At 64.7% G+C, this 24,022-nt stretch carries 24 protein-coding genes and 1 pseudogene; 14 read left to right on the forward strand and 11 right to left on the reverse strand.

Annotation, left to right across the window (positions count from 1 at the left end):
* Nucleotides 1-79: 79 nt before the first annotated feature.
* Nucleotides 80-483, reverse strand: a pseudogene (locus B4393_RS23125) (hypothetical protein).
* Between the two features lie 73 nt (nt 484-556).
* On the opposite strand from B4393_RS23125, the gene rpmH reads away from it, so the two are divergent.
* From rpmH to B4393_RS23170, 10 genes are all read left to right on the forward strand, one after another.
* Nucleotides 557-700: a 50S ribosomal protein L34 gene (gene rpmH / locus B4393_RS23130; RefSeq protein ID WP_030097696.1), complete on the forward strand. Its 144-nt coding sequence runs from the start codon at nt 557-559 to the stop codon at nt 698-700.
* A gap of 23 nt (nt 701-723) precedes the next feature.
* Nucleotides 724-1,107, forward strand: coding sequence for a ribonuclease P protein component (rnpA, locus tag B4393_RS23135; RefSeq protein WP_078336137.1), 384 nt, complete (start codon nt 724-726; stop codon nt 1,105-1,107).
* Complete coding sequence (locus tag B4393_RS28195; protein ID WP_236743243.1) at nt 1,052-1,207, forward strand: hypothetical protein; 156 nt, start codon at nt 1,052-1,054, stop codon at nt 1,205-1,207. The genes rnpA and B4393_RS28195 overlap by 56 nt, the downstream gene beginning before the upstream one ends.
* The gene (gene yidD, locus B4393_RS23140; protein WP_236743240.1) at nt 1,161-1,403 is read left to right on the forward strand and encodes a membrane protein insertion efficiency factor YidD; all 243 of its coding nucleotides are present in this window, start codon (nt 1,161-1,163) and stop codon (nt 1,401-1,403) included. Before B4393_RS28195 ends, yidD begins: the two co-directional genes overlap by 47 nt.
* A complete protein-coding gene (gene yidC / locus B4393_RS23145; protein WP_078336139.1) occupies nt 1,396-2,481 on the forward strand; it encodes a membrane protein insertase YidC in 1,086 nt (361 codons plus the stop codon). The genes yidD and yidC overlap by 8 nt, the downstream gene beginning before the upstream one ends.
* Before the next feature lie 42 nt (nt 2,482-2,523).
* Nucleotides 2,524-3,069, forward strand: coding sequence for a Jag family protein (locus B4393_RS23150; protein ID WP_070937672.1), 546 nt, complete (start codon nt 2,524-2,526; stop codon nt 3,067-3,069).
* A 48-nt stretch (nt 3,070-3,117) separates the two neighbouring features.
* The gene (gene rsmG, locus B4393_RS23155) at nt 3,118-3,831 is read left to right on the forward strand and encodes a 16S rRNA (guanine(527)-N(7))-methyltransferase RsmG (protein ID WP_078336140.1); all 714 of its coding nucleotides are present in this window, start codon (nt 3,118-3,120) and stop codon (nt 3,829-3,831) included.
* A gap of 91 nt (nt 3,832-3,922) precedes the next feature.
* Nucleotides 3,923-4,798, forward strand: coding sequence for a ParA family protein (locus B4393_RS23160; protein ID WP_272818824.1), 876 nt, complete (start codon nt 3,923-3,925; stop codon nt 4,796-4,798).
* Nucleotides 4,799-4,862: 64 nt separating this feature from the next.
* Entirely contained in the window at nt 4,863-5,852 is a 990-nt protein-coding gene (locus B4393_RS23165) for a ParB/RepB/Spo0J family partition protein (protein ID WP_078336142.1), read from the forward strand.
* 254 nt (nt 5,853-6,106) lie between these two features.
* A complete protein-coding gene (locus B4393_RS23170; protein WP_070937676.1) occupies nt 6,107-6,823 on the forward strand; it encodes an acetyltransferase in 717 nt (238 codons plus the stop codon).
* Nucleotides 6,824-6,848: 25 nt separating this feature from the next.
* Here B4393_RS23170 and B4393_RS23175 read toward each other — a convergent pair whose 3' ends face one another.
* Both B4393_RS23175 and B4393_RS23180 read right to left on the reverse strand, forming a co-directional pair.
* Complete coding sequence (locus tag B4393_RS23175; protein ID WP_078336143.1) at nt 6,849-7,820, reverse strand: MBL fold metallo-hydrolase; 972 nt, start codon at nt 7,818-7,820, stop codon at nt 6,849-6,851.
* A complete protein-coding gene (locus B4393_RS23180) occupies nt 7,799-8,440 on the reverse strand; it encodes a TetR/AcrR family transcriptional regulator (protein WP_078282192.1) in 642 nt (213 codons plus the stop codon). Before B4393_RS23180 ends, B4393_RS23175 begins: the two co-directional genes overlap by 22 nt.
* A 142-nt stretch (nt 8,441-8,582) precedes the next feature.
* Between B4393_RS23180 and B4393_RS23185 the strand changes: the two genes are divergently transcribed.
* The 3 genes from B4393_RS23185 to B4393_RS23195 are packed head-to-tail and all read left to right on the forward strand — an operon-like array spanning nt 8,583 to nt 11,256.
* Nucleotides 8,583-9,425 carry a hypothetical protein gene (locus B4393_RS23185; RefSeq protein WP_078336144.1) on the forward strand — a complete coding sequence of 281 codons (843 nt, stop codon included), beginning with the start codon at nt 8,583-8,585 and terminating at the stop codon, nt 9,423-9,425.
* Nucleotides 9,422-11,035, forward strand: coding sequence for a cytochrome P450 (locus B4393_RS23190; protein ID WP_078336145.1), 1,614 nt, complete (start codon nt 9,422-9,424; stop codon nt 11,033-11,035). Before B4393_RS23185 ends, B4393_RS23190 begins: the two co-directional genes overlap by 4 nt.
* Nucleotides 11,032-11,256 carry a ferredoxin gene (locus B4393_RS23195; RefSeq protein ID WP_078336146.1) on the forward strand — a complete coding sequence of 75 codons (225 nt, stop codon included), beginning with the start codon at nt 11,032-11,034 and terminating at the stop codon, nt 11,254-11,256. The genes B4393_RS23190 and B4393_RS23195 overlap by 4 nt, the downstream gene beginning before the upstream one ends.
* Before the next feature lie 34 nt (nt 11,257-11,290).
* Here the strand turns inward: B4393_RS23195 and B4393_RS23200 are convergent, their stop codons facing one another.
* The 8 genes from B4393_RS23200 to B4393_RS23235 form a co-directional block, all read right to left on the reverse strand.
* Nucleotides 11,291-12,478: an N-acetylmuramoyl-L-alanine amidase gene (locus tag B4393_RS23200; protein WP_078282196.1), complete on the reverse strand. Its 1,188-nt coding sequence runs from the start codon at nt 12,476-12,478 to the stop codon at nt 11,291-11,293.
* Between the two features lie 147 nt (nt 12,479-12,625).
* Nucleotides 12,626-12,955: a thioredoxin gene (gene trxA / locus B4393_RS23205; RefSeq protein ID WP_070911559.1), complete on the reverse strand. Its 330-nt coding sequence runs from the start codon at nt 12,953-12,955 to the stop codon at nt 12,626-12,628.
* A gap of 29 nt (nt 12,956-12,984) precedes the next feature.
* Entirely contained in the window at nt 12,985-13,962 is a 978-nt protein-coding gene (gene trxB, locus B4393_RS23210; RefSeq protein ID WP_078336147.1) for a thioredoxin-disulfide reductase, read from the reverse strand.
* A gap of 193 nt (nt 13,963-14,155) precedes the next feature.
* On the reverse strand, nt 14,156-15,055 hold the full coding sequence (locus tag B4393_RS23215) for a hypothetical protein (protein WP_078336148.1): 900 nt from the start codon (nt 15,053-15,055) through the stop codon (nt 14,156-14,158).
* 85 nt (nt 15,056-15,140) lie between these two features.
* Nucleotides 15,141-15,725, reverse strand: a complete 585-nt coding sequence (sigM, locus tag B4393_RS23220) for an RNA polymerase sigma factor SigM (RefSeq protein ID WP_070937683.1) — start codon at nt 15,723-15,725, stop codon at nt 15,141-15,143.
* A 249-nt stretch (nt 15,726-15,974) separates the two neighbouring features.
* Nucleotides 15,975-19,409 carry a murein biosynthesis integral membrane protein MurJ gene (locus B4393_RS23225; RefSeq protein WP_078336149.1) on the reverse strand — a complete coding sequence of 1,145 codons (3,435 nt, stop codon included), beginning with the start codon at nt 19,407-19,409 and terminating at the stop codon, nt 15,975-15,977.
* Nucleotides 19,397-21,712, reverse strand: a complete 2,316-nt coding sequence (locus B4393_RS23230; protein ID WP_078336150.1) for a DUF6049 family protein — start codon at nt 21,710-21,712, stop codon at nt 19,397-19,399. The genes B4393_RS23225 and B4393_RS23230 overlap by 13 nt, the downstream gene beginning before the upstream one ends.
* Nucleotides 21,709-22,515: an NUDIX hydrolase gene (locus B4393_RS23235; RefSeq protein ID WP_109558585.1), complete on the reverse strand. Its 807-nt coding sequence runs from the start codon at nt 22,513-22,515 to the stop codon at nt 21,709-21,711. Before B4393_RS23235 ends, B4393_RS23230 begins: the two co-directional genes overlap by 4 nt.
* A gap of 62 nt (nt 22,516-22,577) precedes the next feature.
* On the opposite strand from B4393_RS23235, the gene B4393_RS23240 reads away from it, so the two are divergent.
* Nucleotides 22,578-24,017, forward strand: coding sequence for a CCA tRNA nucleotidyltransferase (locus B4393_RS23240; RefSeq protein ID WP_078336151.1), 1,440 nt, complete (start codon nt 22,578-22,580; stop codon nt 24,015-24,017).
* The last annotated feature ends 5 nt before the right edge of the window (nt 24,018-24,022 follow it).

A 24,022-nucleotide genomic window follows, 5' to 3' on the forward strand; every position in this document is an offset into this window, starting at 1 on the left:
CCCTTTTCAACGATCGGTCGTGGGTTTCCACACGGTTATCCACAGCTGTGGACAACAAAGCCGACCACCCCCATGGTGGTCAGTGTGCGCATACCAGGTGATCGAGTTGGATCACCTGTTCCGGGGACCGGCTAGTCGGTGTCCGACCGCGATCGGCATCGGCCAGTGTGGATGGTTCCGATGCATGCGCCCGGTGGAAACGGCATTCGCAGAAGCTAACAGTTTTTGTATCCGCCCGCCAACCGATCCGGAGACACGGATGACAACTTTCGGGAAGGTGACAGACTCCTGTGGAGAGGGGATACGCGTGTGACGTTTGTGATCAGTTTGACCGGCGCCGAGCAGGTCAGTACCCTCAAACAGTCGCCCGAACGTTGGCGGCACGGCCGCGACCCGCACGTCATCAGGGATGAAACCCAGGATTCCGTAGGTACCGCGCCGGTGGCGAGTGAGAAGTACCAACGGACTGATACGTCTCAGCACATCGCATGCGTCGTGAACTAGCGGCGTGCGTGATTTCTGTTGAGAACGTGACGGACATAAAGGAGTAGTAGCGGTGGCAAAGGGCAAGCGGACCTTCCAGCCAAACAATCGGCGTCGCGCGCGTACCCACGGTTTCCGGTTGCGCATGCGCACCCGCGCCGGGCGCGCAATCATTGCGGTCCGGCGTCGTAAGGGCCGCAAGGAACTGACCGCCTGAGTTTCGGGCGCTGGTAGTAGTCGGTGTTGCCGACTCGACACCGGATGACCAAATCATCCGAATTCCGACAGACCGTCAAGCGTGGCGTGCGAACTGCCCACGCGGACTTGGTGATTCATCTCCAGCGGAGCTGCGTGGACTCCTCCTGTGGAGAGGTGGAGGGTCCCAAGGTCGGTTTGATCGTCGGAAAGTCGGTCGGCGGTGCGGTCGTACGCCATCGAGTATCTCGTCGGCTTAGGCACGTCGCCGCGGAGCTGCTCCCCAAACTTGAGCCGGTAGATCGCATGGTGATCAGGGCCCTCCCCAGCAGTGGTACCGCGCTGTCGGCAAGCCTGCGTCAGCAACTGCGAGATGGAATCGAACGGTCGGCGCGACGGCAGGAACCGGCAGCAGAGCGGCAGCGATGAAAAGCCGCCCGGCGCGCGCCGTAATCTTCCTGATCCGTCTGTACCAGACCTGGATCTCACCCATGCGGCTGCCCAGTTGCCGGTTTATGCCGACATGTAGCCAGTACGCGGTCGAGGCGTTGAGCGTGCACGGACTGCTCCGCGGCGGTTGGCTGGCCACCATTCGGCTACTGAAGTGTGGACCATGGCACCACGGTGGATGGGACCCGATTCCCGAACGCCATACGAACCACGGGGACCGAGATAGTCGGGGCGAAGAGCACGTGAGCGTGCGAAGGAGCACAGCGGATGTTTGATTGGTTCAGCCTCGGGTTCATCTATTACCCGGTCTCGGGGATCATGTGGGTTTGGTACAAGCTGTTCGCGTACCTGCTGGGCCCCAAGAACTTCTTCGCCTGGGCACTGTCGGTGATGTTCCTGGTGTTCACCCTGCGCGCGATTCTGTACAAGCCCTTCGTTCGGCAGATCCGGACCACCCGGCAGATGCAGGAGCTGCAGCCACAGATCAAGGCGCTGCAGAAGAAGTACAAGAACGATCGCCAGCGCATGGCGTTGGAAATGCAGAAGCTGCAGCGCGAACACGGCTTCAACCCGATCCTCGGCTGTCTGCCGATGCTGGCGCAGATCCCGGTGTTCCTAGGCCTGTTCCATGTGCTGCGGTCCTTCAACCGAACTACCGGTGGTTTCGGCCAGGTGCATATGACGGTGGAGGCGAACCGCGCCACGGGGAACTACTTCTTCAGTGCGAACGACGTCGCCAACTTCCTGGACGCCAACCTGTTCGGCGCGCCCCTGGGTGCCACCATGGTTCAGACCACAGGTCTGGACGCGTTCACCGAATTCAACAGACTGGCCGTGGCCGGTGTGTCCATTCCGCTGATGGTGATCGCGGGTATCGCCACCTACTTCAACAGCCGGGCATCCATAGCGCGTCAGAGCCCCGAGGCTCAAGCCAACCCGCAGACCCAGATCATGAACCGACTGGCGCTGTATGTGTTCCCGCTCGGCGTGGTCGTCGGTGGACCGTTCCTGCCGATCGCGATCATCCTGTACTGGGTGTCTAACAACATCTGGACGTTCGGGCAGCAGCACTACGTCTTCAACCACATCGCCAAGGAAGAAGAAGAGAAGAAGCAGGCGGACTTGGAGCGGCGAGCGGCCAACGCCCCGAAGCCGGGAGCCAAGCCGACTCGCAGTGGGAAGAACCAGCCCGCCAAACAGACAGACGACTCGGACAGCACCGAGGTCGTGGAGTCCGATGGCACGGACGAGGACACCGGGGGACAGGCTTCCCCGGACTCAACAAATGGATCAGGTACGACGAGCCGCACCCCGAAGCCGGGTGCGCGGCCCGATCGTCGCCGCAAGCGCTAACCGCCCGCGATTCTGTACGGGCGTGACAGAGGGAGAAGAACGATGACCGATCTGGACACTCAAGCCGAAGAGACCACGGCCGAGACCGACGCCGCACCCGAGACCGAGCCGCGTACGGCCGATCTCGAAGAGCGTCTGGTGGCAGAGGGCGAGATCGCCGGCGACTACCTCGAGGAGCTCCTGGATCTCCTCGACTTCGACGGCGATATCGACCTGGACGTCGAGGGCGACCGGGCGATCGTCAGCATCGACGGCGGCGGCGACCTGACGAAGCTCGTCGGCCGTAAGGGCGAGGTGCTCGATGCACTGCAGGAGCTGACCCGCCTCGCGGTTCAGCAGAAGTCCGGTGAGCGCAGCCGGCTGATGCTGGACATCGCCAACTGGCGGGGCCGTCGTCGCGACGAGCTCGCGGCGTTGGGTACCAAGATCGCCAAGCAGGTGCTGGAGTCCGGAGAGCGCGAGGAGCTCGCCCCGATGACTCCCTTCGAGCGCAAGATCGTGCACGACGCGGTCGCGGCCGTTGATGGCGTGCACAGCGAGAGCGAGGGCGTGGAGCCGTCGCGTCGCGTGGTCGTCCTGCACGACTGACAACTCCAAATCTCATCCATGTAATTCTGTGGCCGCGCTCCGGGAGGAATGTTTCACGTGAAACACGACGAGACCCTCCCGGTGCCGGAGGCCGCTGCCGAGGTGTTCGGTGAGCGGCTCTCGGTCGCGGTCGAGTACGTCGAGGCGCTTGCCACAATCGGTGTGGAGCGAGGTCTGATCGGACCCCGCGAAGCCGGCCGATTGTGGGAGCGCCACATCCTCAACAGCGCTGTCCTAGGCGAGCTACTGGACGCCGGGGAGCGAGTCATTGATGTCGGGAGCGGCGCGGGGCTGCCGGGTATTCCCTTAGCCATCGCGCGCCCGGACGTCCATATCGTTCTCGTCGAGCCGATGCTCCGTCGCACCGAGTTCCTTCGTGAAATGATTGAGCGGCTGGGGCTGGCCAACGTATCGGTGGTGAGGGGCCGGGCCGAGGAGCCCGGTGTCATCGCCGAGGTTGGTGGAGCGGACGCAGTGACGTCCCGGGCAGTCGCGGCACTGGACAAGATCGCCCGCTGGTCCCTTCCCTTGACGCGGATCGGCGGACGGATGTTGGCGATCAAAGGTGATCGCGCTGACGAAGAAGTACAGCAGTACGGTAGTGCGCTGGGTCCGCTCGGCGCCGATGACGTGAGGGTGGTGCAGTGTGGCACGCGGTACCTCGATTCGCCCACCACGGTGGTGGTCGCGCGGCGGAAAGAATGCGACGGAGACCGTCGGCGGGGAAGCTCCCGCGGCGGTTCGCGACGGCGGAGCCGATGAGCATCCGATCAAGGAGACGACAGTGAGAAGCGACGATGTTTCACGTGAAACCGGCGCGGCGAGTGACGGCCACCGGTCGTCGACGGACTTCGTGGAGTCAGAGACTCCGATCGGCGCGGCGGCTCAGCGCGCGACCCAACTGAAGCAGGGGTCGGTCCGACTCCCCAAGCCAGCGCATCGTCGGATGCTGACGATTGCCAACCAGAAGGGTGGCGTCGGCAAGACCACGACCGCCGTGAATCTGGCGGCGGCGATGGCGATGCAGGGGCTCAACGTTCTGGTGATCGACCTCGATCCGCAGGGCAACGCAAGCACTGCGCTGGGTGCCGATCACCGGGCGGGCACCCCGTCGTCGTATGAGGTACTTCTCGGTGAGATCCCGATCAAGGACGCGATTCAGTCCAGCCCGCAGAGCGAGCATCTGTTCTGTGTCCCCGCGACGATCGATCTCGCCGGTGCCGAGATCGAGTTGGTCTCGATGGTCGCCCGGGAAGGACGGCTGCGCTCGGCGATCGCCGGGCTGCCGGCCGACGCCTTCGATTTCGTCTTCATTGATTGCCCACCGTCGCTAGGTCTGCTGACGGTCAACGCGCTCGTCGCCGCCAACGAAGTACTGATCCCCATCCAATGCGAGTACTACGCACTGGAGGGAGTGGGGCAGTTGCTACGCAACATCGAGCTCGTCCAGGCTCACCTGAATCCCGCCCTGCATGTGTCGACGATTCTGCTGACCATGTACGACGGCAGGACCAAGCTCGCCGATCAGGTGGCGGATGAGGTGCGTAGCCACTTCGGCCCGAAGGTGCTGGGCTCGGTCATCCCGCGCAGCGTCAAGGTCTCCGAAGCGCCCGGATACGGGACCAGCGTCCTGGAGTACGACCCGGGTTCACGTGGCGCGCTGAGCTATCTGGATGCTGCCCGCGAACTTGCGCAGCGGCCAAGCCCGTCGGCGAGTGATCCGCAATGAGCCGGGTGCGCTGCGGGAAAATGATCACGTGTGCCGAGCGGATGCGAAAAGGGAGAAGTAACCGATGAGTCAGTCGCCACCATCACGGCGTAAGGGCGGCCTCGGCCGGGGGCTGGCATCGCTCATTCCGACCGCTCCAGTCGACGGCTCGGCCGCACCCTCGGGCCCACGTTTGGGTGACGCGGCGGCAGATGTCGTCATCGGTGGCGGCCCCGCGGCCGCGGCGGTGGCCGCACCGTCCGCTGATATCGGCGCGGTGTATCGCGAGATCCCGGTGACCGCCATTAAGCCGAACCCCAAGCAGCCGCGCCAGGTGTTCGATGAAGAGGCACTTGCCGAGCTGGTTCATTCGATCCGTGAGTTCGGTGTGATGCAGCCGATCGTGGTGCGGATGGTGGACGGCGGCGACTATCAGCTCGTCATGGGGGAGCGGCGTTGGCGCGCCACTCAGGAGGCGGGCCTCGAAACCATCCCGGCGATCGTGCGGGAGACGGCGGACGACAACCTGCTTCGCGATGCGCTGCTGGAGAACATCCATCGGGCGCAGCTGAATCCTCTGGAAGAGGCGGCCGCCTACCAACAGCTTCTCGACGAGTTCGACGTCACCCACGAGGAACTGGCTACCCGCATCGGCCGGTCGCGACCGGTGATCTCCAACATGATCCGACTGCTGCGGCTCCCCATCGCCGTGCAGCGCCGAGTCGCGGCGGGCGTGCTGTCGGCTGGCCATGCGCGCGCCCTGCTCGCTCTCGAGGGCGGAGCCGGCGCACAGGAAGAGTTGGCCGCACGGATCGTCGCCGAGGGGATGTCGGTGCGTGCTGCTGAGGAGGCAGTGACCCTCGCTAACCGCAGTGACGCCCCGAAGCCGGCGCCGCGGCGCAAGCCGATCCAGATGCCCGGTCTGCAGGATGTCGCCGAGCGGCTGTCGGGCACCTTCGATACCCGCGTGACGGTGAGCCTCGGCAAGCGTAAGGGCAAGATCGTTGTCGAGTTCGGCTCGGTCGACGATTTGCAGCGAATTGTCGATTTGATGTCCGGCGAGGCAACGTCCTAGCCCACAGGGGAGAAACGTCACTGTGACGTGAAACCCGACGAAATCGTTCGTCGCCATGAAAGCAGTTGGTAACTAAGCACTTTCGGTTCCGCGAGGCAAGCGTCGGTGCGGTTGTGGTGACGACGGCGGTTTCGAGGGATCGTGACCCAGCTGCCGGGTGCCAAACCAGAAATTTCGCATATCCTTGAAGGGTTGCCGGACGCATGAGGCGTGCCGCGCACCATGTTGACCTGACGTGGAGGCGTACTAGACCAGTGTCGGCTCGGATCGTTCCTTTGCGGCTCGATGGTTTCGAGCAGTTGCCCAAGCATGCCCGGCGGTGTGTCTTCTGGGAAGTGGACCCTGCCACCGTCGGTGATAGTCAGCACCTGTCGGATCCCGAATTCGAGAAGGAAGCGTGGCTGTCGATGGTCATGCTCGAGTGGGGGTCATGCGGTCAGGTGGCGGTGACCGGTCCACAGTCTCGGCCGACCACCGCGGGGTACGCGTTGTATGCGCCGCCCGGGGTGGTACCGCGCGCGCGACTGTTCCCGACGGGACCGGTGAGCGCCGACGCGATTCTGTTGACCTCGCTCGGGGTAGAGCCGGGTCATGAGTCAGACGGCCTGCCGCACAGCATCGTCGCCAATGTGGTCGCCGAGTTGGTACGTCGCGGTGTGCGTGCGCTGGAGGCCTTCGGTCGGACCAGCGAGGCGCTGGAAATGTGTGAGGGGTCGTTGGCGAGGAATTCCGAAGCGGCTGACGTATTGGGGGAGTGCACGATCGAGCAGTGCATGATCGACGTGAATTTCTTGAAGGATGTTGGCTTCACGGTCGTTGCGCCGCATCAGCATTTCCCTCGACTGCGGTTGGAGCTTGATAGCGGGCTCGGATGGAAGGCAGAGGTCGAGGCCGCCTTGGAGCGACTCCTGGAATCCGTGCAGATTCCACAGCCGGCCGGGGCCGGTCCGGTGGTGGGCGCCGCGTTCTAGAGGTGGGACAACGGGATTGGTGTGCTTATGCCATCGCCAGCGAGCCGTCCCAGGCAAATCCGCTACCGCTGCGGCGGACACCCAGCGGACGATGTGCCGGAAAATGGGCGGTGAGGAGCTTCAGGTTTTCGTTGGCGCAGCGCTCGAGCAGGGCGCGACGGGTAGCGGTGGCAGCGACGGGATCCGCGTCGGCATAGAAGGGTAGTTCCGGAAACTGCGCCTGCATGGGGTGGTGGAGCGCATCACCGGCGATGATCACGCCGGTGTCCGGTGTGCTGACCTCGATAGCGATATGTCCTGGTGTGTGCCCGGTCGCGTCGAGCGCGCTGATGCGCGTGGCGCGGTGGGAGTGGAGAAGCTGCCCGGGTTCGAGGAATTCGTGTGACGCGTATTCCAGGACCGGCAGAATGCTGTCTTGGTAGACCCAGCCCCCGTTATCTTGCCATTGCTCAATGGGGGCCGATTCCCACTGGGCCCGAATGTAATTGAGCTCGGTGGAGTGGAAGAGATACCGGGCGTTGGCGAAGGTCGGTTGCCATGTGCCATCGGTCAGACGGGTGTTCCATCCGCAGTGGTCCAGATGGAGATGAGTGTTGACGACGATGTCGACGTCGTCGGGGGCGTACCCGGCTTGTTTGAGCCGAGTCAGGTAGTCGGTGTCGAGCATGTGCAGGTCGGGAAACAGCGGCCGGTTCTTGTGGTTGCCCGAGCAGGTATCGACGACCACCACCGTGCCACCGAGCTCGATGACGTAGTTGTGTATCGCGAAGATGAGCTCAGCACCGTCTTCGGAAACGGCGGACGGCGTGTACGTAGCTTGGGCCACCGCGAGCTGCTCATCGGTGAGAGCCGGATACCAGTGGCGTGGCGTGATGGGCCACACGTCCAGTTCGGTGAGCTGAGTGATGGTCGCTTCGCCGATGGTGAAAGTGTTCACAGCGGCCAAAAACGTCGAGCCCAGGGGGTGTATTCCCTTTAGGGGGCGATTCCCCGACATACGAGATCGGCGGTGGCGCGGACCCGGGCCGCCAGAATGTCCTGATCGGGTTCGTGTCCGTAGCGTGCCAGGATGCCCAACGGAATGCCGGCCACCGAATCGGCAACGGCCTCGATATCGATATCCGCTCGGACGTAGCCGGATTGGATGCCGTCGCGTAGTAGACCGGCGAGAACCGAAGCGCCAGCATCGAATACACCGCAGAACTGGGCCGTCATCTCCGCATCCACGGCGGCACCCTGTTGCAGCAACAGGCGTGAGAGCCGAGGGTCGTCGACCACCAATCCGATGTAGGCGAGACCGAGATTGACTGCAAAATCATGGAATTCGTCTAGGGATGTGATGTGGCCCGGCAATGTGCGGCTGAGTGTCTCGATGGTGCGTTGTGTCGCGTGCTGCACTACGTGTTCGAGGATGTCGCGCTTGTTGGTGAAGTATCGATAGAACATCGAGTGACCGGTGCCGAGCCGCTCTGCGATATGTGCAATCGATGTCTGGTGATAGCCCCGCTCAGAGAACTCAGCGAGGGCGGCGTCAACGACCTCTTCTTTGACAAGCTCACTGCGCCGAGCCCGCTGCCGATCCACCATCCGGATCGGCGGTTCCGAGGGGTCCTCCATGCGGCTGAGAATAGTCGACACGGGCGCCGGCGATGACAAGCGTCGCTTAACGGAATGGTTTGTCTCGAAATGATTGACTTATTCTCAAACTAGACATTAGTGTCCGAGTAGACCGTCAAACGACGGTGAAAGGACACGGGTGATGACACGGTTGAGCGCAGGAGCGGAGTGGGGTCTACCACCGGTGATTCACGGGGAGTCCTGGTGGGCATGGACCGTGGTCGCGGTACTTGTTGCCTGCCTGGCGATTTCGCTCGTATGGGTGGGTTGGATGACGGCCCGCAAGCACGAAGACGCGCTGATGTATTGGCTCATCATGCTCAGCGGCGTGACGATCCTGCCGTATTTCGTTGAACCGTGGCTCGATGTCATCGGCGCCACCACGTACATGACCAATGCCCTGCCTTACGTCACCATCGCCGAACGGCCGTTGCCGATATTCGTGCCCCTGGTGTGGGTGGGTACCGCGCCGACAGCGCTGATTGTGTACGAAATGATCAAGAAGGGTTGGGCTGCTTGGACGCTCATCGTCTTCGCATTGGTATTCGGGATTGCCGAATGCATAGGTGAAATGGTCAACAGTCACTTCGGCTTGATGAAGTACTACAGCAACAACGCGCTGGTCTTCGGGGTGCCGTTGCCGAGCCTGGTGCAAAACGGCGGATTCCTGGTGATGATCGCGTGGGTACTGGCCGTGATACGTCCGCATATGCGCGGATATCGTTGGGCTGCAGTCCTATTCGTCGCTCCCGGTGCGTATCTGGCGTACACCATCATGTGTACGCTGCCGAACTACTTTGCGATTCACCTGGGGCTCGCGCCGGTGCCGGCCTGGGTTCTGGCAGCCCTATCCACGGGCCTGAACCTACTGGCCGTCTGTATCGTCGCGTGTTCACCGACGTGTCAGCGATACCGCGACGAGGTGGGAGCGAAGGTACTGGGTCCGGTGCGGATCGCCGCCCGACAGCCGGTGACCGCAGCATGACCGGTCTTCCAGGAAAGCAGCCCACGGGAACCTGTCCGGTTGGTCCCCCGGCCAGCACTGGAATTCAAAGTCCCGCAGTGGCTGCAGGCCTACCGCGCCTATTGGCAGGGGAGTGGGGGCCGTTGCCCATGAACCCGACCATCCACGAGGTCAACGAAATTGCCAAAACGCATGGAAGATTCGCATCGCGGGGACGGGACCCGTGGTGGATTACCCGCGGAGGGATTCCGCTGGCTTCCAGCATCGCCCGGGGCGTCGGGAGTCCGGCGCTCATCCCACCCGGCCCGGTTGGTCATCCGATCGTGGGCAGCGTGCCGGAGATGCGGCGTGAACCGTTCGAGTTCTTTCGACGCTGCACAAGGGAATTCGGCGATGTATATCGGGTGCCGTTCCCGCTCGGCGGCGGCATCGTCGTGGTGAATCACCCGGACTACGCGAGCCAGGTGATGGATGACCCGGTGGGCCGGTACAGCATGATCGGGCCGGGTCAGGCGGCGATGGGCATGATCGGCGCGGCGATCCCGATGCTGGAGGGTGACAAGTTCCGGCAGCGGCGCCGCATGCTGATGCCGATGTTCGGCCGGCGTCACCTGGCGCGAGTCGCCGAGGTTATCGCCGACGAGTTCGTGCGGCGAGTCGACGGATGGGCGCGATGGGCGGATACCGGACATGTCGTGGATATGCAGCACGCCATCGCGCAGGTGACATTACCGGCATTCTTGCGCGCGATGTTCTCGTCGTCGATCACGGAGCGCGAGATACATGAAACCGATATTGATTTAAGGACTTTCATGTCCTTGATGGCATCGGTGACACTGATGAGTCCACGGCCCGCTCTCATTCCGCTGCCCGGACGGGAGTCGGCACCGCGCTCCATGTGGAGGCTGTGGCGATTGACGCGGCGGTTGATCAAGGAGCGCCGCACGAATCCGGTCGAGACACCGGATCTGTTGAGCCTGTTGTTGGAAGCCGCCTACGACGACGGAAGTCCGCTCTCGGAACGAGATCTCAGCATGGAGCTGATGATTCTGATGGCGGGTGGGTACGAGACGGTCGTGGCATCACTGTCGTGGACACTTGCGTTGTTGCTTGCGTACCCCGAGCATCTCCGGCGGCTGTACGCGGAGGTGGATTCCTTGCACGGTGCGATACCCACACCGGAGGACTTGCCTAAATTGGCCTGGGCAAGAGCATGTTTCGATGAGGGCCAAAGGCTGCAGGGCCATCCGCTCAATCCGCGGTTCGCGATGGAAGACGACGTCATAGGCGGGTACTTCATTCCGCGATACACCATCGTCGGGCCCTCGCTGTACTCGATGCATCGGGATCCTAGATGGTGGCCCGAGCCCGACGTGTACGACCCGAACCGTTTCCTGGACGAGGCAGCGACCAAAGATCGTCCGCGGTTGGCGTTCATGCCCTTTGGTTCGGGCAGGCACCACTGCCTCGGTACGGGCATGGCGTACATGAATGCACAGTTCCTGCTGGCGATCATCTTTCAGCGGTACCGCTTGGAGCTACCGGAGTGCTGGAAACCAAAGCACCACTTCAATTTCTCGGTGACTCTCGACGGTGGCCTGCCCGTGACATTGACGACGGCACGATCGTGAGCGTGCCGTCGTGCGGTTCAATCGTGACTGTCGATCAAGACCTCTGCATGGGTTCGGGGTACTGCGTTGCGCAACACCCAGATCTGTTCGGTGCGGATGCGGACGGTACCGCGGTGCCCTTGCTGACGGCGACGCTGTCCGAAGCGCAAGCACAGGGAGCGGCGGCCGCCGCACGTATCTGCCCGGCCGACGCTATCGAGGTGCATGACACGTCACTGTGACGAAAGCGGCGCGAACGCGGGGGACGCCTAAAAACTAGCTTCCGGCCGACAACTCGTGCGCCAGAAGCTCGTCAAAGGTGAAGGTTCCGGTGGGCCGGTCGTTCTTGCCGAGCAGGTACACGCGTTTGACTGCGGCCAGAATCGACTCCGCCATCACGTCGCGGTAGTGGGCGGCGCTCAGAATGGAGACATCATTCGGCGAGGTGATGTACCCGATATCCACCTGCACGGTGGGCATCCGGGTGAGACGGAGCAGATCCCACGTGCGGCCATGCGCCCGACAGTCACGTAATCCGGTGCGGGCAGCCACTTCTCGCTGAATGAAGTCGGCCAGCATGTGGCCGATGGTGGACACGGAGCCGTGCAGATTGCCGAAGTGGTAGGACGCGACTCCGCTGGCTGCCACGGTGGGCTGCGAGTCGAAGCGCAGACTGATCATCAGGTCGGCGCCCACGTTGTTGGCGTAGGTGGCCCGCTCGATATCGGTGGGGTTGTTCTGGATGGCGCGCGAGATGTAGGTATCCATACCGATGGCGGTCATGCGCCCCTCGAGGCGACTGGCCAAGTCCCACAAGATATCTGCCTCGCTGGTGGGGCCTTCCCGTCCCGGTACGATGCGGCCGCGGTCGGCGCCTCCGAGGCCGGGATCGATGACGATGCGCTTGCCCGACAATTGCGGGCCGGCATTGCGGACGTGTTCGGTCTCACGGATCGCGTGCGCGGACCCGCCGGTGACGTGGCGTCCCAATAATTGGAAGGAGCGCAGCGTTTCCGGTCCGCAGATGCCGTCGGCGGTGAGTCCGTACTCCCGCTGGTACGACATGAGTGAGTTGTAGGTCTGCAGGCCGAAGTTGCCGTCGACCAGGCCGGTGTAGAAGCCCAGATCCTGCAGACGCTTCTGCAGGGTGGCCACATCGTCGCCGTACATCGGCGCGGAGAACTGATGAAAGAGCGTGCGGGCACCGAGCCGGTAGGAAGCCTCTTTGAGCGTGCGGTAGGTCGCGGGGCCGACGATTCCGTCGACGAGGAGGCCTCGGCGCTGCTGAAACGCTCGCACGGCGTCGTGGAGCGTCGCATCGAAGCGATCCACGACGACGTGCCGACCGGTCGCCAACACCTCGTCGAGGTCCTCGAGGAACCCGAGCGCGGTCAGTACCTCGCGCACCTCGGTGACGGCCGGGCCTCGATCGCCGTGGCGAATGTTCGACGCGCCTGTCGTCATACTCCGCCTTTCGCAGCCGTATGTGAGGAATCCGTACTGCTACCGACGCCGGCAGCTGCTGCCCGTCGTCCGGACAGCAATATTGTCTCAGATGCCTACGCGATGAGCGAAACTCTCGGCCCTGTCAGCCGACCGGTGTTGGGCCGGTTAGACGACTCCGTCGAGCTCACGCAGCAACGCCGACTTGCTCTTGGCGCCGACGATCCGCTTGGTTGCCTCGCCGTTCTGGAACAGGATCAGGGTGGGGATCGAGGTCACCTGGAACGCACGGGCGGTCTCCGGATTGGCGTCGACATCGAGCTTGGCGATGGTCAGCGCGTCACCGTGATCCTTGGCGATTTCCTCCAGTACGGGGGCCACCATCTTGCAGGGTCCGCACCAGGTCGCCCAGAAATCCACCAGCACTGGCTTGTTGCTGGAAACGACATCATCCTGGAACGAGTCGTCGGTGACGGTAACGGTTGCGTGGTCGCTCATGATTCTCCTTTGATGGGTGGCAGTTGAGACTAGGCCTCAATGAGGGTCTGGGAATGCGCAGTTTCGGCAAGCCACCGCTCGGCGTCGATGGCTGCGGCACAACCACTTCCGGCGGCGGTAACGGCCTGACGATAGGTGCGGTCCACCAGGTCTCCGGCGGCGAAGACGCCCTCCAGTGAGGTGTAGGTGCTGCGATCGCGCACTAGCACGTAGCCGTCGGGATCGACGTCGACGATATCCTTCACGAGTTCGCTACGGGGGTCATGGCCGACGGCGACGAACATACCTGTGATCGGCAGCTGCGAGGCCTCACCGGTGAGGGTGTTCTCGAGCTTGAGTCCGGTCACCGAGTCGGTGCCTTCGACCCCGATGATCTTGGTATTGGTCAGGACCTTGATCTTGGGGTCGGCGTACGCGCGCTCCAGCATGATCTTGGAGGCGCGGAACTCGTCGCGGCGGTGGATGAGCGTGACACTACGGGCAAACCGTGTGAGGAAGGTCGCTTCTTCCATCGCGGAATCACCGCCGCCGATGACCGCGATGTCCTGATCCTTGAAGAAGAATCCGTCGCAGGTGGCGCAGGAGCTCACGCCGCGGCCCAGCAGGGTGTCCTCGCCGGGAACCCCCAGGTACCGCGGTGCGGCGCCCATGGCCAAGATGACGGCCCGAGCACGGTAAACCTCGCCACCCGCGGTGACGGTCTTCACGGGGCCCTGCAGGGACACCTCGTCAACGTCCTCGGTGCGCAGGTCGGCACCGAAGCGGATGGCCTGTTCGCGCATCTGGTCCATGAGGTCGGGGCCCATGATTCCCTCGCGGAAACCGGGGTAGTTCTCTACCTCGGTAGTGGTCATCAAGGCGCCGCCAAACTGCGTGCCCTCGAACACGATCGGCTTGAGTTGTGCGCGGGCCGCGTAGACCGCCGCGGTGTACCCAGCGGGTCCGGAGCCGATGATGATGAGCTCGTGGACATCCGATTCGGTCCCGGTCGACGGAGCCTGAGACATGCGCTTCCCTTCTGAGGCGATCTGATTCCCTGATCGAACAGGGCCATGCGAATGCTAAAACAACAGCCTAGAGCGGGATGTTCCACGCTGGGCGGGCGGTGGGCGATAGCGAGGTTGGACTGCTTTACACCGGGTTTCTGTCGGCCTTCCACCGGCCTTCCACCGGCCTTTCTATGGGCCTTCTATGGGCCTTCTATGGGCTCGGTGTCGCGCCGATACGGGTCTGGGCCACGCGCTGCGGATCGGACTCGCTACACCCGGGGCGCACCGCCACCGCCAGTAGTTCACCCGGGCGCCCGGCGGGGAGCACCATCAGCACGGCCGGGCCCTCGATATCCAGAGTCTGCGCGCCGAGGACCGGCGTGGACGCGGAGAAGCCGAGACCGGTAAGGCAGGAGGCGCGCCGGGCAGCATTGTCGAGCTCGCCGAACGCGGGTGTGCGGCCCACGAGTGCGGTGATCTCATTCCCGGACAGCGGGAAGGGAGTCTGCCCCAGTGCGCTCTGCGCGGGTAGTTCCGGCGCCGCGGGCGCGGGCGTCCTGGGGGCGATCTGCTGGGACAGCGAGGGCCCCGCCACGGTGGCGGTGGTGTTCGCGGCGCGGTGGTTGTTCTGGGCCACCACGGTGATGGCGACGGCAACGCACGCGGCGGCCGCCAATCCTGCGCCGGAGTATGCGAGCCAGCGACGCTTTGCCGCGGGGCGTCGGCGATGGTCGAGCGGGACCGGACCGGTGACCAGATTGTGGCTGACGTCGGCGGGCCGTACGGCATTCGCAGCTACTGCGGGCAACGTGGACTGGGCCGACTCCGCGCGCAATGCGGCAACGATGTCGTCGACGACGGACTCGGGTGCCTCGGGCGCCGGACTGTCCAGCCAGGCCGCCAGATCGGCACGTACCCGGTCGAGGGCCGCCAGTGTCTGACGCGCGTCCGGATCTTGGTCTGCGCGTTGCCGAAGCACGCCAGAATCGCCGGCGTCGTAGACGTCGGAGTGGAGGTCGGCCAAGACCTCGAGTGAAAGCGGCACCTCGGCGAGGTTCACCTTGTCGAGGTTACCTTCGTCATCGGAACCGCCCGGCTTGCTGCTGACCATTTGTGTCCATTGTTCCCGTATCCAGCTACCGCCCGCCACGACCGTTGCCTAATTCGTAGGCGGATCGTGACGTGGTGATACACGGTTAGTAATCGATTGTTTCCGGTTCGACCGAGCCGGCCTTGTCCAGGTAATGCAGGGCGACAGCCAGGCGTGCACGTGCGCGTGCACAACGGCTCTTCACCGTGCCTTCGGGCACACCGAGCAGCTCAGCGGCATCGGCCACCGAATATCCCTGCATATCGACCGCTATGACCGCGGCACGCTGTTCGGCGGGTAGCCGGAGCAGGGCCTTCTGGATGACGATCGAGGTGTCGACATTGGTCGAGGGGTCTTCGAGGGTGTAGACGTCCTCTTCGAGCTCGATCGGGCTGTGGGCCTTGTTCCGGCGCATACGGTCCAAACAGGCATTCACGACGATCCGGTACAGCCAGCTGGTGACGGCGGCGTCGTTGCGGAAATTGGCAGCTCCGCGGTGGGCCGACAGCATCGCCTCCTGGAGCGCATCGGCGGCATCCTCAGGGGTGCGGCTGGTGGCCCGGGCGAGTCGGTAGAGGCGACGATGGTGCCGACGGAACAGCTGTTCGAAAGCCGAGGGGTCGCCGGCGACGTGGGCAGCCAACAGCTCGGCGTCCGAGTGTTGAGGAGCGGCGAGAACCCCCTGAACCATGCCCACACGCGCACAGTAATCAAAAATGGTGGGTGCCGTCGACCAACAGAAGGCCCCACAGCAAACTGTTATACAATTTTCAACAATCAGTAACGGCGATATGCGTAACTGAACAACATGAACCGCAGTTCAGCGCCCCAATTTATGGTTGCCATCGGGTTTCAACTACCGCGAAAAATATAGGGTCAAATCTGTGGATCGGTACTGAAACCCATTCGGTAACCCGTCGCCTAGCAGACGATCATGCAGCTAGGAAGCAGTCGAGACCGTGATTTCGCCGATCTCCGCATGGTGATCGCCGTTGGTGGAGCCCAGCTTGCTGATCCACACCAGCACATGGGAGACCTGTGAGCTGCTGGTGATGGGAATCGTTGTTTTGCCGGGCTGCAGCGTGGCGGTCGCCGAGATCTCCTTGGTGTCGCTGAGCGAGCCCGGTGTGGCGGAGTCGGCGGATCGGATCTGCACTTGCGTTCCGACACTGTGCGATTCGATCGTGACGCTGCTCAGGGCACTCGCGGACTGCAGATCCAGTAACAGGCCGACACCGGGCTTGAAGAGGTCTGGAAAGGGATCAGCTTGGGTGTACGTGTCGGTGGTCCACGACGTGGAAGCGTTGCCATCGATCGCCAGACTCGCCTTGCCGGGCTGATCTGCGTCAGGACCCGGGGGGAACACGGTCGCCTGCACGATCTTGGCCGGGCTACCTGGCTTGGCCGTCTCGCCGCTGGAGGACTGGGTCGGCAATCCGATGCCGATGTTGATCTTGTCGAGGGGCCCGACGTCGCCGAATATGCGCGTGACCCAGACGCCCAGCGCGATGCACAGCGAGATGACGAGAACGCCCACCACACCCAGCCCGATCAGGAAGATCTTGCGGTGGCGGGCGGCCTCCTCCGGATCTTCGTCGTCGAGGTCGTCGTAGTCCTCGTCATCGGCAGCGGCTCGCGGGCCCGCAAACCCCTGGCGACGGTCGACATCGAGCGCCTGGGTGGGTGCGGCAGCGGCGGGTTCGAGCATGGTGGTGTGATCCACGCTCGCGATGGCCGACTCCAGGCCGTCGAGCAGGTCGGAGGCGGATCCAGGATCGTCGCCCAGCGCGCGGGAGGTCACGGCGGAGATCTCGGCGGGCACCGTGGGGACGATGACCCGGGCCTCGACGGGCCGTCCGTCCGGAGCACGGTTGGCCGCGGCGAGCCCGCTCGGCTGACCGGTCTCGGCCAGCGGCCAGCGGCGTGTGGTCAGCGCATAGAGAGCGGCGCCAAGACCGTTCACGTCCTCGTCCGCGCTGGCCGACGACAGGGTGGCGGGGAATGCGAGCACCGCGTCACCGTCGATACTGATGCGCACCCGATCGGGATGGTCGATGCTCAGCGCCGTGCCGGCCTCGAACGCCGCGTCAGCGGCCTCGGCCAGGGACCGGACCGCGCGGGCGGCGCCCACGGCGGAAGGCTCGGTCTCGGCGACCTCGCGCAGTGAACCCCCGCGGACCCATTGGGCGACGACGATGCCACCGGAGCCCTCATGCACGGCGTCCAACACGCGGGCGAGGCCCGGTGACCCAATCTTGCTGAGTCGCAAGGTGTTCGACAGGATGTCCTGCACCTGGTCGGAGGTGAAGAGGGCGCCGTCGATGATGGTGAGCGCCACCGGTCGATTGAGTTCGGTATCGGTGGCCTGCCAGAACTGCAGTCCGTCCGGGCCACCGTGCGACGTGAGCAGCCGGTAACGACCGCTGGCGATGCTGGCGCCGGGCATCACGGAGGTGGGCACTAGGCCCGTGGACGGGGACCGGGTGGGAACAGGCCGGGTCGATGACCCCGGGGTGTCGGTCACAGCCCTGCCCTTTCTCGTATCAGCACTGCCCCCAAGCGCTGGTTTGTTTGCGGTTGTCGAGTCCACAGCATCGCTGCCGCCGACTCGATCACCCGAATCAGGGTACGGCAGGGATGGCACGGGAGAGTTGCCGATGACCGAAGCGTGATCTTGGGCGGCCACCCCGAGGCGACCACCGAGACGGCGCTGCAGCATGGAGACCACACTGAGGGCCTCGGGGAGCTTGACGGCGACCATGACGGCGAAGGTCACCATCAGCATGACGATGCCGAGGATGGCCAACCGCAGAATCGAACCAAGGCCACCCCCGCGTTGGGTGAGTAGATCCAGGCCGAAGCCCCGGTCGATACCCAGACCGACCGCGGCGGCGGTCGCCGAGGCGGCAAGGGTGAGCAGCACCGTGCGGGCCACGTCCGAACCGACGAGTGACGCGGCCTCGCGCCCCAGGCTGCGGCGTAACAACAGATATCCGCAGACGGCACCCGCGACGAATCCCAGACCGTTGGCCGCGCCCAGATACCCGGCAACCAGGTCGGGATCGTCGGTCAGGTGCGGGGCGATGACTGAGGCGATGATCTTCACCGTGGTGATCACGATGATGATCCACGTGGGCGTCCACGCCTCCTGACGCGCGTAGAACACCCGAAGTTGGAGTAGCACAAGGGCATATGCGATGAGGGTGAAGGACGACAGTGAAATGGAGAGCCCCAGATAACGGGCCGAGGCGAGGCTGAAGTTTCCGTACGCGAATAGTGCGGGACCCATCGCGGGCCCGCAGACGGTCATCACCGCCACCACGGGAATGAGCACCGTCATCGTCAGCCGGGTGGCCAAGGACATGTCGCCGACCACGGCGGGCACGTCTTCGGCGGCGGCGTTGCGACTGAGCCGGGGCATGATCGCGGTGAGGATTGTTACGCCGACGACCCCGTAGGGCAGCTGCAGGATCATCCAGGTCTGGTTGTAGATGATGGGGCCGGAATCGGCTGCGCCGGCGGCGATCCGATTTACCACGACGAACCCGATGTCGCTGATTGTCACGTACGCCACCATGGCGGCCGCCATCCCGGCGAACTGTTTGAGGCGGTCGTCAAGTCCCCACAGCGGGCGCATGGGTATGTGTTGACGGCGGATCGCCGGGACCAACACCAGGACCTGGGTCACGACGCCGAGGGTGGTGCCGATGCCCAGCACCAGGAGTTTCGGATCGCTCATCCGTGTCGGGTTGAGGGTCAGTTCACCGGGCATCAGCCAGTACAGAATCAGGGTGAGGATCGCCACAACGTTGTTCCACACCGGGGCCCACGCGGGCGGACCAAACACGTCGCGGGTGTTGAGAATCGCCATGAATACCGACGACAACCCGTAGAAGAAGATCTGGGGGAGAAGCAGATACGCCAGCGCGGTGGTGAGTGGCGTGCTGACCTTGGGATCGCCACCGAGCATGAGCGCGGCCAACAAGGGCGCAGCCAGCACGGAGAGCACCGTCGTCACCAACAGCACGGTGGCGGCGATGGTCAGCAGCTTGCGGACGAATGCCTGGCCGCCGTCGGCGTCCTCGCGTTCCGCGCGGGTGAGTACCGGGATGAAGATAGCGGTGAAGGTGGCCTCAAGTACCAGCGCCGCAATGATGTTGGGCAGCTGGTTGGCCGTGGAGAACGCGCTCGCGGATGCGGCGCCGAGCGCCGCGGTGATCAACAGCAGCTTGATGAAGCCGGTGATCCGGCTGACCAGGGTGGCCACCGCCATCGAGCCGGAGTGGGCGACGACGGCGGCGTCGGACAGTTCCTCGATCGTGTCGTCGAACTCGGGATCGGGTAACGGATCCAGCGGCTTCCTCACGGCTGCCACTGCGGGCCTCTTCCGGTCGTGGGTGGTTCATCGTCACGGTCCAGATCGGCGCGGTCGGGCTGACCGCGGAACCGATGCCATAGACGCCGACCGGTCAAGGCGAAGAGCACCGTGGCCGCGCTGATGGTGATGAAGAACAGCGGCTTGCCGTATGCATTGGAGTGCACGGACAGGCGCACCGGATCACCCAGGGGCAGCCCGTCGGGCGTGTGCAGCGTGACGTCCACCGCCATACGCTGCGACACGTTTACCTCCACGGGCACCTTCACCGGTAGGAATCCGGGTGGAATCTCTTGTACACCAACGTCTGTCGCGCTCATGCCGGCGGGTGTCTCGACCCGCAGGGTGACCCGGATCGGCACCGGGAGTTCGTTGCGCAGCACCAACGGTAGCGGGCTGTGTTCAGTGGCCATGGTGTAGGAACCACCCGGATTGACGACGGTGACCGCATTGAATAGATCACCGACCGTGCGCCGGATGGCGGCCAGTCGTTCGCGTGCGGTGTCGTCCCGGGCATCCGCGGGGACGCTTTGGCTGACCGCGCGCAGGGTGTCTTGGCGCAGCGGATCGGTGTATTGGGCACCGGTGAGGCCGGTGCGGGCGTCCACCGTCAACGCCGCGGTGAGTCCCCACAGTCGGCGAACCTCATCACCCAGCCCTTGAGACACCCAGTCATCCACGGAATCTTGTGGATCCACGCCGAACGCGGAGTCCACCGGATTGGGCTGGGCACCGGCGCGCGCCTCGCCGATGACTGTCGGCAGCGGGCGCGGTATCGCAAGCCCAGCATGCAGAAGCGTGGATGTGGTCGACAGGATCGCGCGGGCTTCGCCGTCGGACAGATCCCAGGTGGCATTCGGCAGCAGAATCGTTTGACGGGGGGTCTGCTGGGGCGTGAGTGCCTGCCAGGCCATCGCCCCGAGCGCGTCCTGCATGCGTGCGACCCGCGAATCATGTTGTAGTGCAAAGCGAAGTGATGGGGACACGTAATCGGGGGTGGTGGGTGTTCGGCCGACAGCGCTCAGTGCGGCTCCCACCGAGGGGTCGAAGGGTGCGGCCACCACGGTGGCGGATACCCGGCGCGGATTGAAATCGGGGGGTGTTTCCTGAACCGACGGCAGGGGGGACACCGCGACGGTGGGGCCCTGTGCGGTGAGCAGGTTGATGCCCGCCGTCGAGAGGTGGCTGTCGCCGAGGAGGGTGGCGCCCCGCAGGCTGGCGATTCCCAGAATCTGGTCGAGCACATCGGCGGCGCCGGTGGTGGCTTGATGGGCCAGGCCGTCGTCGGCCATCTGGGCGACCGCGTCCAGACTCGCCTGCGCGTAGGGCAGCGGGGTGACACAGGTGTGCTTGGCCATGGCACGCAGCCGGTCGAGCCACGCGGTGGCCAGTCCCTGCCCGGTGCCGGGATGCACGGGGCCCGCGGGGTCGGCCGCGTTGTCGAGAACCTGGTAGTTCTGTGTCATCTCGTTGACGGTCACCAGCAGATCGGGGTCGACCGCCACGCAGACCGTGCGTGCCAGATCGCCCTTGGGGTCGACGGCCGGCTCGGTGGCGAACTCGAGGGCACCCAGCAGCGCATCCAGCCGGCCGCCGGCAGAAAGTGAGCGTTCCAGCTGATCGTCGAGCAGCCGTACCGGGGCCGGCCCACCGGGCTGGCCGGGTGCCAGTCGCGGACGATCGGCCAGGGGCCATAGCAGCGTCAGACCCACCGGGCGGGAGGTGTCGGGAGCGACCTCGGGTTCGGCGGCGGCACCACTGGGCGGTGGCACCCCGAGCACCGGGAGCAGGAAACGGGCGTCATCGAGCCGCGCGGCGGCACCGTAGTCCGGGGTGCCGTTGACGTTCACCAGGGCCGGATACACCCCGGGTGTGTCGATGTTCCAGTTCGGCCCGGCATCCCCGCGCAGCGGGAAGGCGAGGGTGAAGGGACGCTGCTGCCCCTGTTCCAGCGTGCCCGCAACGGTGACGAACTCCCCGACGGGCCGGTACTGGTCGTGGTGGCCATGCAGATTGGCGCGCAGATCGGAGCTGGCGGTCACGGCATCGGCCCGCTCCAGGCGCACCACGACATCGGTGACGGGACGGTCACCGACATTGGCCACCGTGCCGCGCACGGTCACCGTCGAGTCGACGGTGGTCACTGTTTGTGGATTGACCTCGTCGATGACGACCTTGAGGAACTGTCCGTCGTGGTAGGCCTGGGCGCGCGGTGCGGACCACGGCGCGATGAGCAGGACAAGCGCGAGGACGGCAAGTACTGCCGCCACACGCGTCGCGTTGCGATGCGTGGGTCGGGTCATTGCTGCTGTCCGCGCCCGGATCGCCGGCCCGGTGTCCTACGCGTGCTGGAGTGCGTTTGAGGACGGCGTCGTGGCGTGGAGGGAGGCAATGGAGGTAGAGCGGTAGGTCCGCCTGCATGCAACTTGTCGATGAGGTCACCGGCCACTTCGGCCAGTCGTCGCTCGTCGGCGTAGGCCAGGCGGGTGGGCAGCTCATCGAGCGGAACCCAGGCGACCTCGGTGACTTCGACGTCGTCATCGGACAGTTCACCACCCAGCGAGCGCATCAGATAGTGGTGCACGGTCTTGTGCACGCGCCGGCCCTCGGTGACGAACCAGTAGTCGATGCTGCCGAGCGCGGCGAGCACGCTGCCGCGGATGCCGGTCTCCTCGGCCACCTCGCGGATGGCGGTCTGCTCGGCGGTTTCGCCCTGTTCGATATGACCCTTGGGGAGCGACCACAACATCCGGCCGCGCCGGTCGGTCCGCCCGATGAGGGCCGCTACCTGACCGTCCTTTGGTCCGTCGATTCCGGCGATGACCAGGCCGCCGGCCGAGGTTTCGCGCACGGTACGCAGTGAGGCGCTCGCGGCGCGGCCCTTGACGTGCCCGCGGCCTTTTCCGGTGGGGCCGTTGGTCCCGTTTGTCGCATGGGGAGCCCCAGCGGCAGGGGAGGCCGCCGGAGTATTGGCGCCTTGCGCCCGGCCCTGTGCACGACCCTGCGATCGGTTGCGCCGACCGCGGCGCGACCCCCTGCCGCGCGCTGAGCCGTTGGGCTCGTCCGACGACCCACCCGTGCGGGAACCGCCGGAGGAGTCAGACACCCATGTGATAGTAGTTCCCGCTACTGAGAGCCCTTGCGATACGCGCCGGTAGGCTGCCCGACGTGCCCGAATCGATACCGACCGCCGAACTGTTGGTCACCGCTGTGGTGACCCTGAACCGGCACAAGAAGATGCTCGCGGAGTTGGGCGCCCTCTTCGATTCCGCGGGCTTCACCCTGTATCTGGTGGGCGGCAGTGTCCGCGACGCCGTGCTGGGCAAGTTGGGCTCCGATCTGGATTTCACCACCGATGCGCACCCGGAACAGGTGCAGGAATTGGTGACTGGGTGGGCCGAGGCCATCTGGGACACCGGTATCGCGTTCGGCACCATCGGGGTGTCCCGCAAGGGGCAGCGGGTCGAGATCACCACCTTCCGCAGTGACAGCTATGACCAGCAGTCGCGTAACCCCGAGGTGGTGTTCGGCGACAGCCTCGAGGGCGATCTGGTGCGCCGGGACTTCACCGTGAACGCGATGGCGGTCAAGATCGGTCCGGAGGGGCCCGGGGAGTTCTGTGACCCGCTGAACGGCCTGGAAGCGCTGCGCGCCGGGGTACTGGATACCCCGTCGGCTCCGGAGATCTCGTTCGGCGATGACCCGCTGCGCATGCTGCGGGCAGCGCGTTTCGTTTCCCAGCTGGGCTTCACGGTGGCACCGCGGGTGCTCGAGGCGTTGCATGCGATGTCCGAGCAGCTGGGCCGCATCACCGCCGAACGCGTGCAGGCCGAGCTGGACAAGTTGATCCTGGGTGCGCATCCGGTCGCCGGAATCGATCTGCTGGTGGACAGCGGACTGGGCGCGGTGGCGCTGCCCGAGGTCGGCGAGATGCAGCTGACCATCGACGAACATCACCAGCACAAGGATGTGTACCGGCACTCGCTGACGGTGCTGGAGCAGGCGGTGGATCTCGAGGACGACGGCCCCGATCTGGTGTTGCGCTGGGCGGCCCTGCTGCACGACATCGGTAAGCCGGCCACCCGTCGACACGAGGATGGTGGCGGGGTGAGCTTCCACCACCACGAGGTCGTCGGAGCCAAGATGGTGCGCAAGCGGATGCGTGCCCTCAAGTACTCCAAGCAGATGGTCGAGGACGTATCGCAGCTGGTGTATCTGCATCTGCGATTTCATGGATATGGCGATGGGACGTGGACCGACTCGGCGGTGCGCCGGTACGTGACCGATGCCGGGCCGTTGTTGCCGCGGCTGCACAAGCTGGTGCGTGCGGACTGCACGACGCGCAACAAACGGCGAGCGGCGCGGCTGCAGGCCAACTATGACGGGCTCGAAGAGCGCATCGCGGAGCTGGCGGCCAAGGAGGATCTGGCCCGGGTGCGACCCGACCTCGACGGCAACGAGATCATGGAGTTGCTGGGCGTGCCGGCCGGGCCGATCGTGGGGCAGGCCTGGCGATTCTTGAAGGAACTCCGCGTGGAGCGGGGCCCGCTGGACCACGACGAAGCGATCGAGGCGCTGCGGGAATGGTGGGCGGGCCGCAACAGCTGAGACCG

Origin of the sequence: Mycobacteroides franklinii (assembly GCF_002013895.1) — a bacterium.
GTDB lineage: Bacteria > Actinomycetota > Actinomycetes > Mycobacteriales > Mycobacteriaceae > Mycobacterium > Mycobacterium franklinii.

Bases quoted from the DNA above. Each gene is read 5' to 3' on its own strand.
- B4393_RS28195 (WP_236743243.1), top strand. From the start codon at position 1,052: ATGGAATCGAACGGTCGGCGCGACGGCAGGAACCGGCAGCAGAGCGGC.
- yidC (WP_078336139.1), top strand. From the start codon at position 1,396: ATGTTTGATTGGTTCAGCCTCGGGTTCATCTATTACCCGGTCTCGGGG.
- B4393_RS23150 (WP_070937672.1), top strand. From the start codon at position 2,524: ATGACCGATCTGGACACTCAAGCCGAAGAGACCACGGCCGAGACCGAC.
- rsmG (WP_078336140.1), top strand. From the start codon at position 3,118: ATGTTTCACGTGAAACACGACGAGACCCTCCCGGTGCCGGAGGCCGCT.
- B4393_RS23165 (WP_078336142.1), top strand. From the start codon at position 4,863: ATGAGTCAGTCGCCACCATCACGGCGTAAGGGCGGCCTCGGCCGGGGG.
- B4393_RS23175 (WP_078336143.1), bottom strand. From the start codon at position 7,820: ATGTCGGGGAATCGCCCCCTAAAGGGAATACACCCCCTGGGCTCGACG.
- B4393_RS23180 (WP_078282192.1), bottom strand. From the start codon at position 8,440: ATGGAGGACCCCTCGGAACCGCCGATCCGGATGGTGGATCGGCAGCGG.
- B4393_RS23185 (WP_078336144.1), top strand. From the start codon at position 8,583: ATGACACGGTTGAGCGCAGGAGCGGAGTGGGGTCTACCACCGGTGATT.
- B4393_RS23190 (WP_078336145.1), top strand. From the start codon at position 9,422: ATGACCGGTCTTCCAGGAAAGCAGCCCACGGGAACCTGTCCGGTTGGT.
- B4393_RS23200 (WP_078282196.1), bottom strand. From the start codon at position 12,478: ATGACGACAGGCGCGTCGAACATTCGCCACGGCGATCGAGGCCCGGCC.
- trxA (WP_070911559.1), bottom strand. From the start codon at position 12,955: ATGAGCGACCACGCAACCGTTACCGTCACCGACGACTCGTTCCAGGAT.
- trxB (WP_078336147.1), bottom strand. From the start codon at position 13,962: ATGTCTCAGGCTCCGTCGACCGGGACCGAATCGGATGTCCACGAGCTC.
- B4393_RS23215 (WP_078336148.1), bottom strand. From the start codon at position 15,055: ATGGTCAGCAGCAAGCCGGGCGGTTCCGATGACGAAGGTAACCTCGAC.
- sigM (WP_070937683.1), bottom strand. From the start codon at position 15,725: ATGGTTCAGGGGGTTCTCGCCGCTCCTCAACACTCGGACGCCGAGCTG.
- B4393_RS23230 (WP_078336150.1), bottom strand. From the start codon at position 21,712: ATGACCCGACCCACGCATCGCAACGCGACGCGTGTGGCGGCAGTACTT.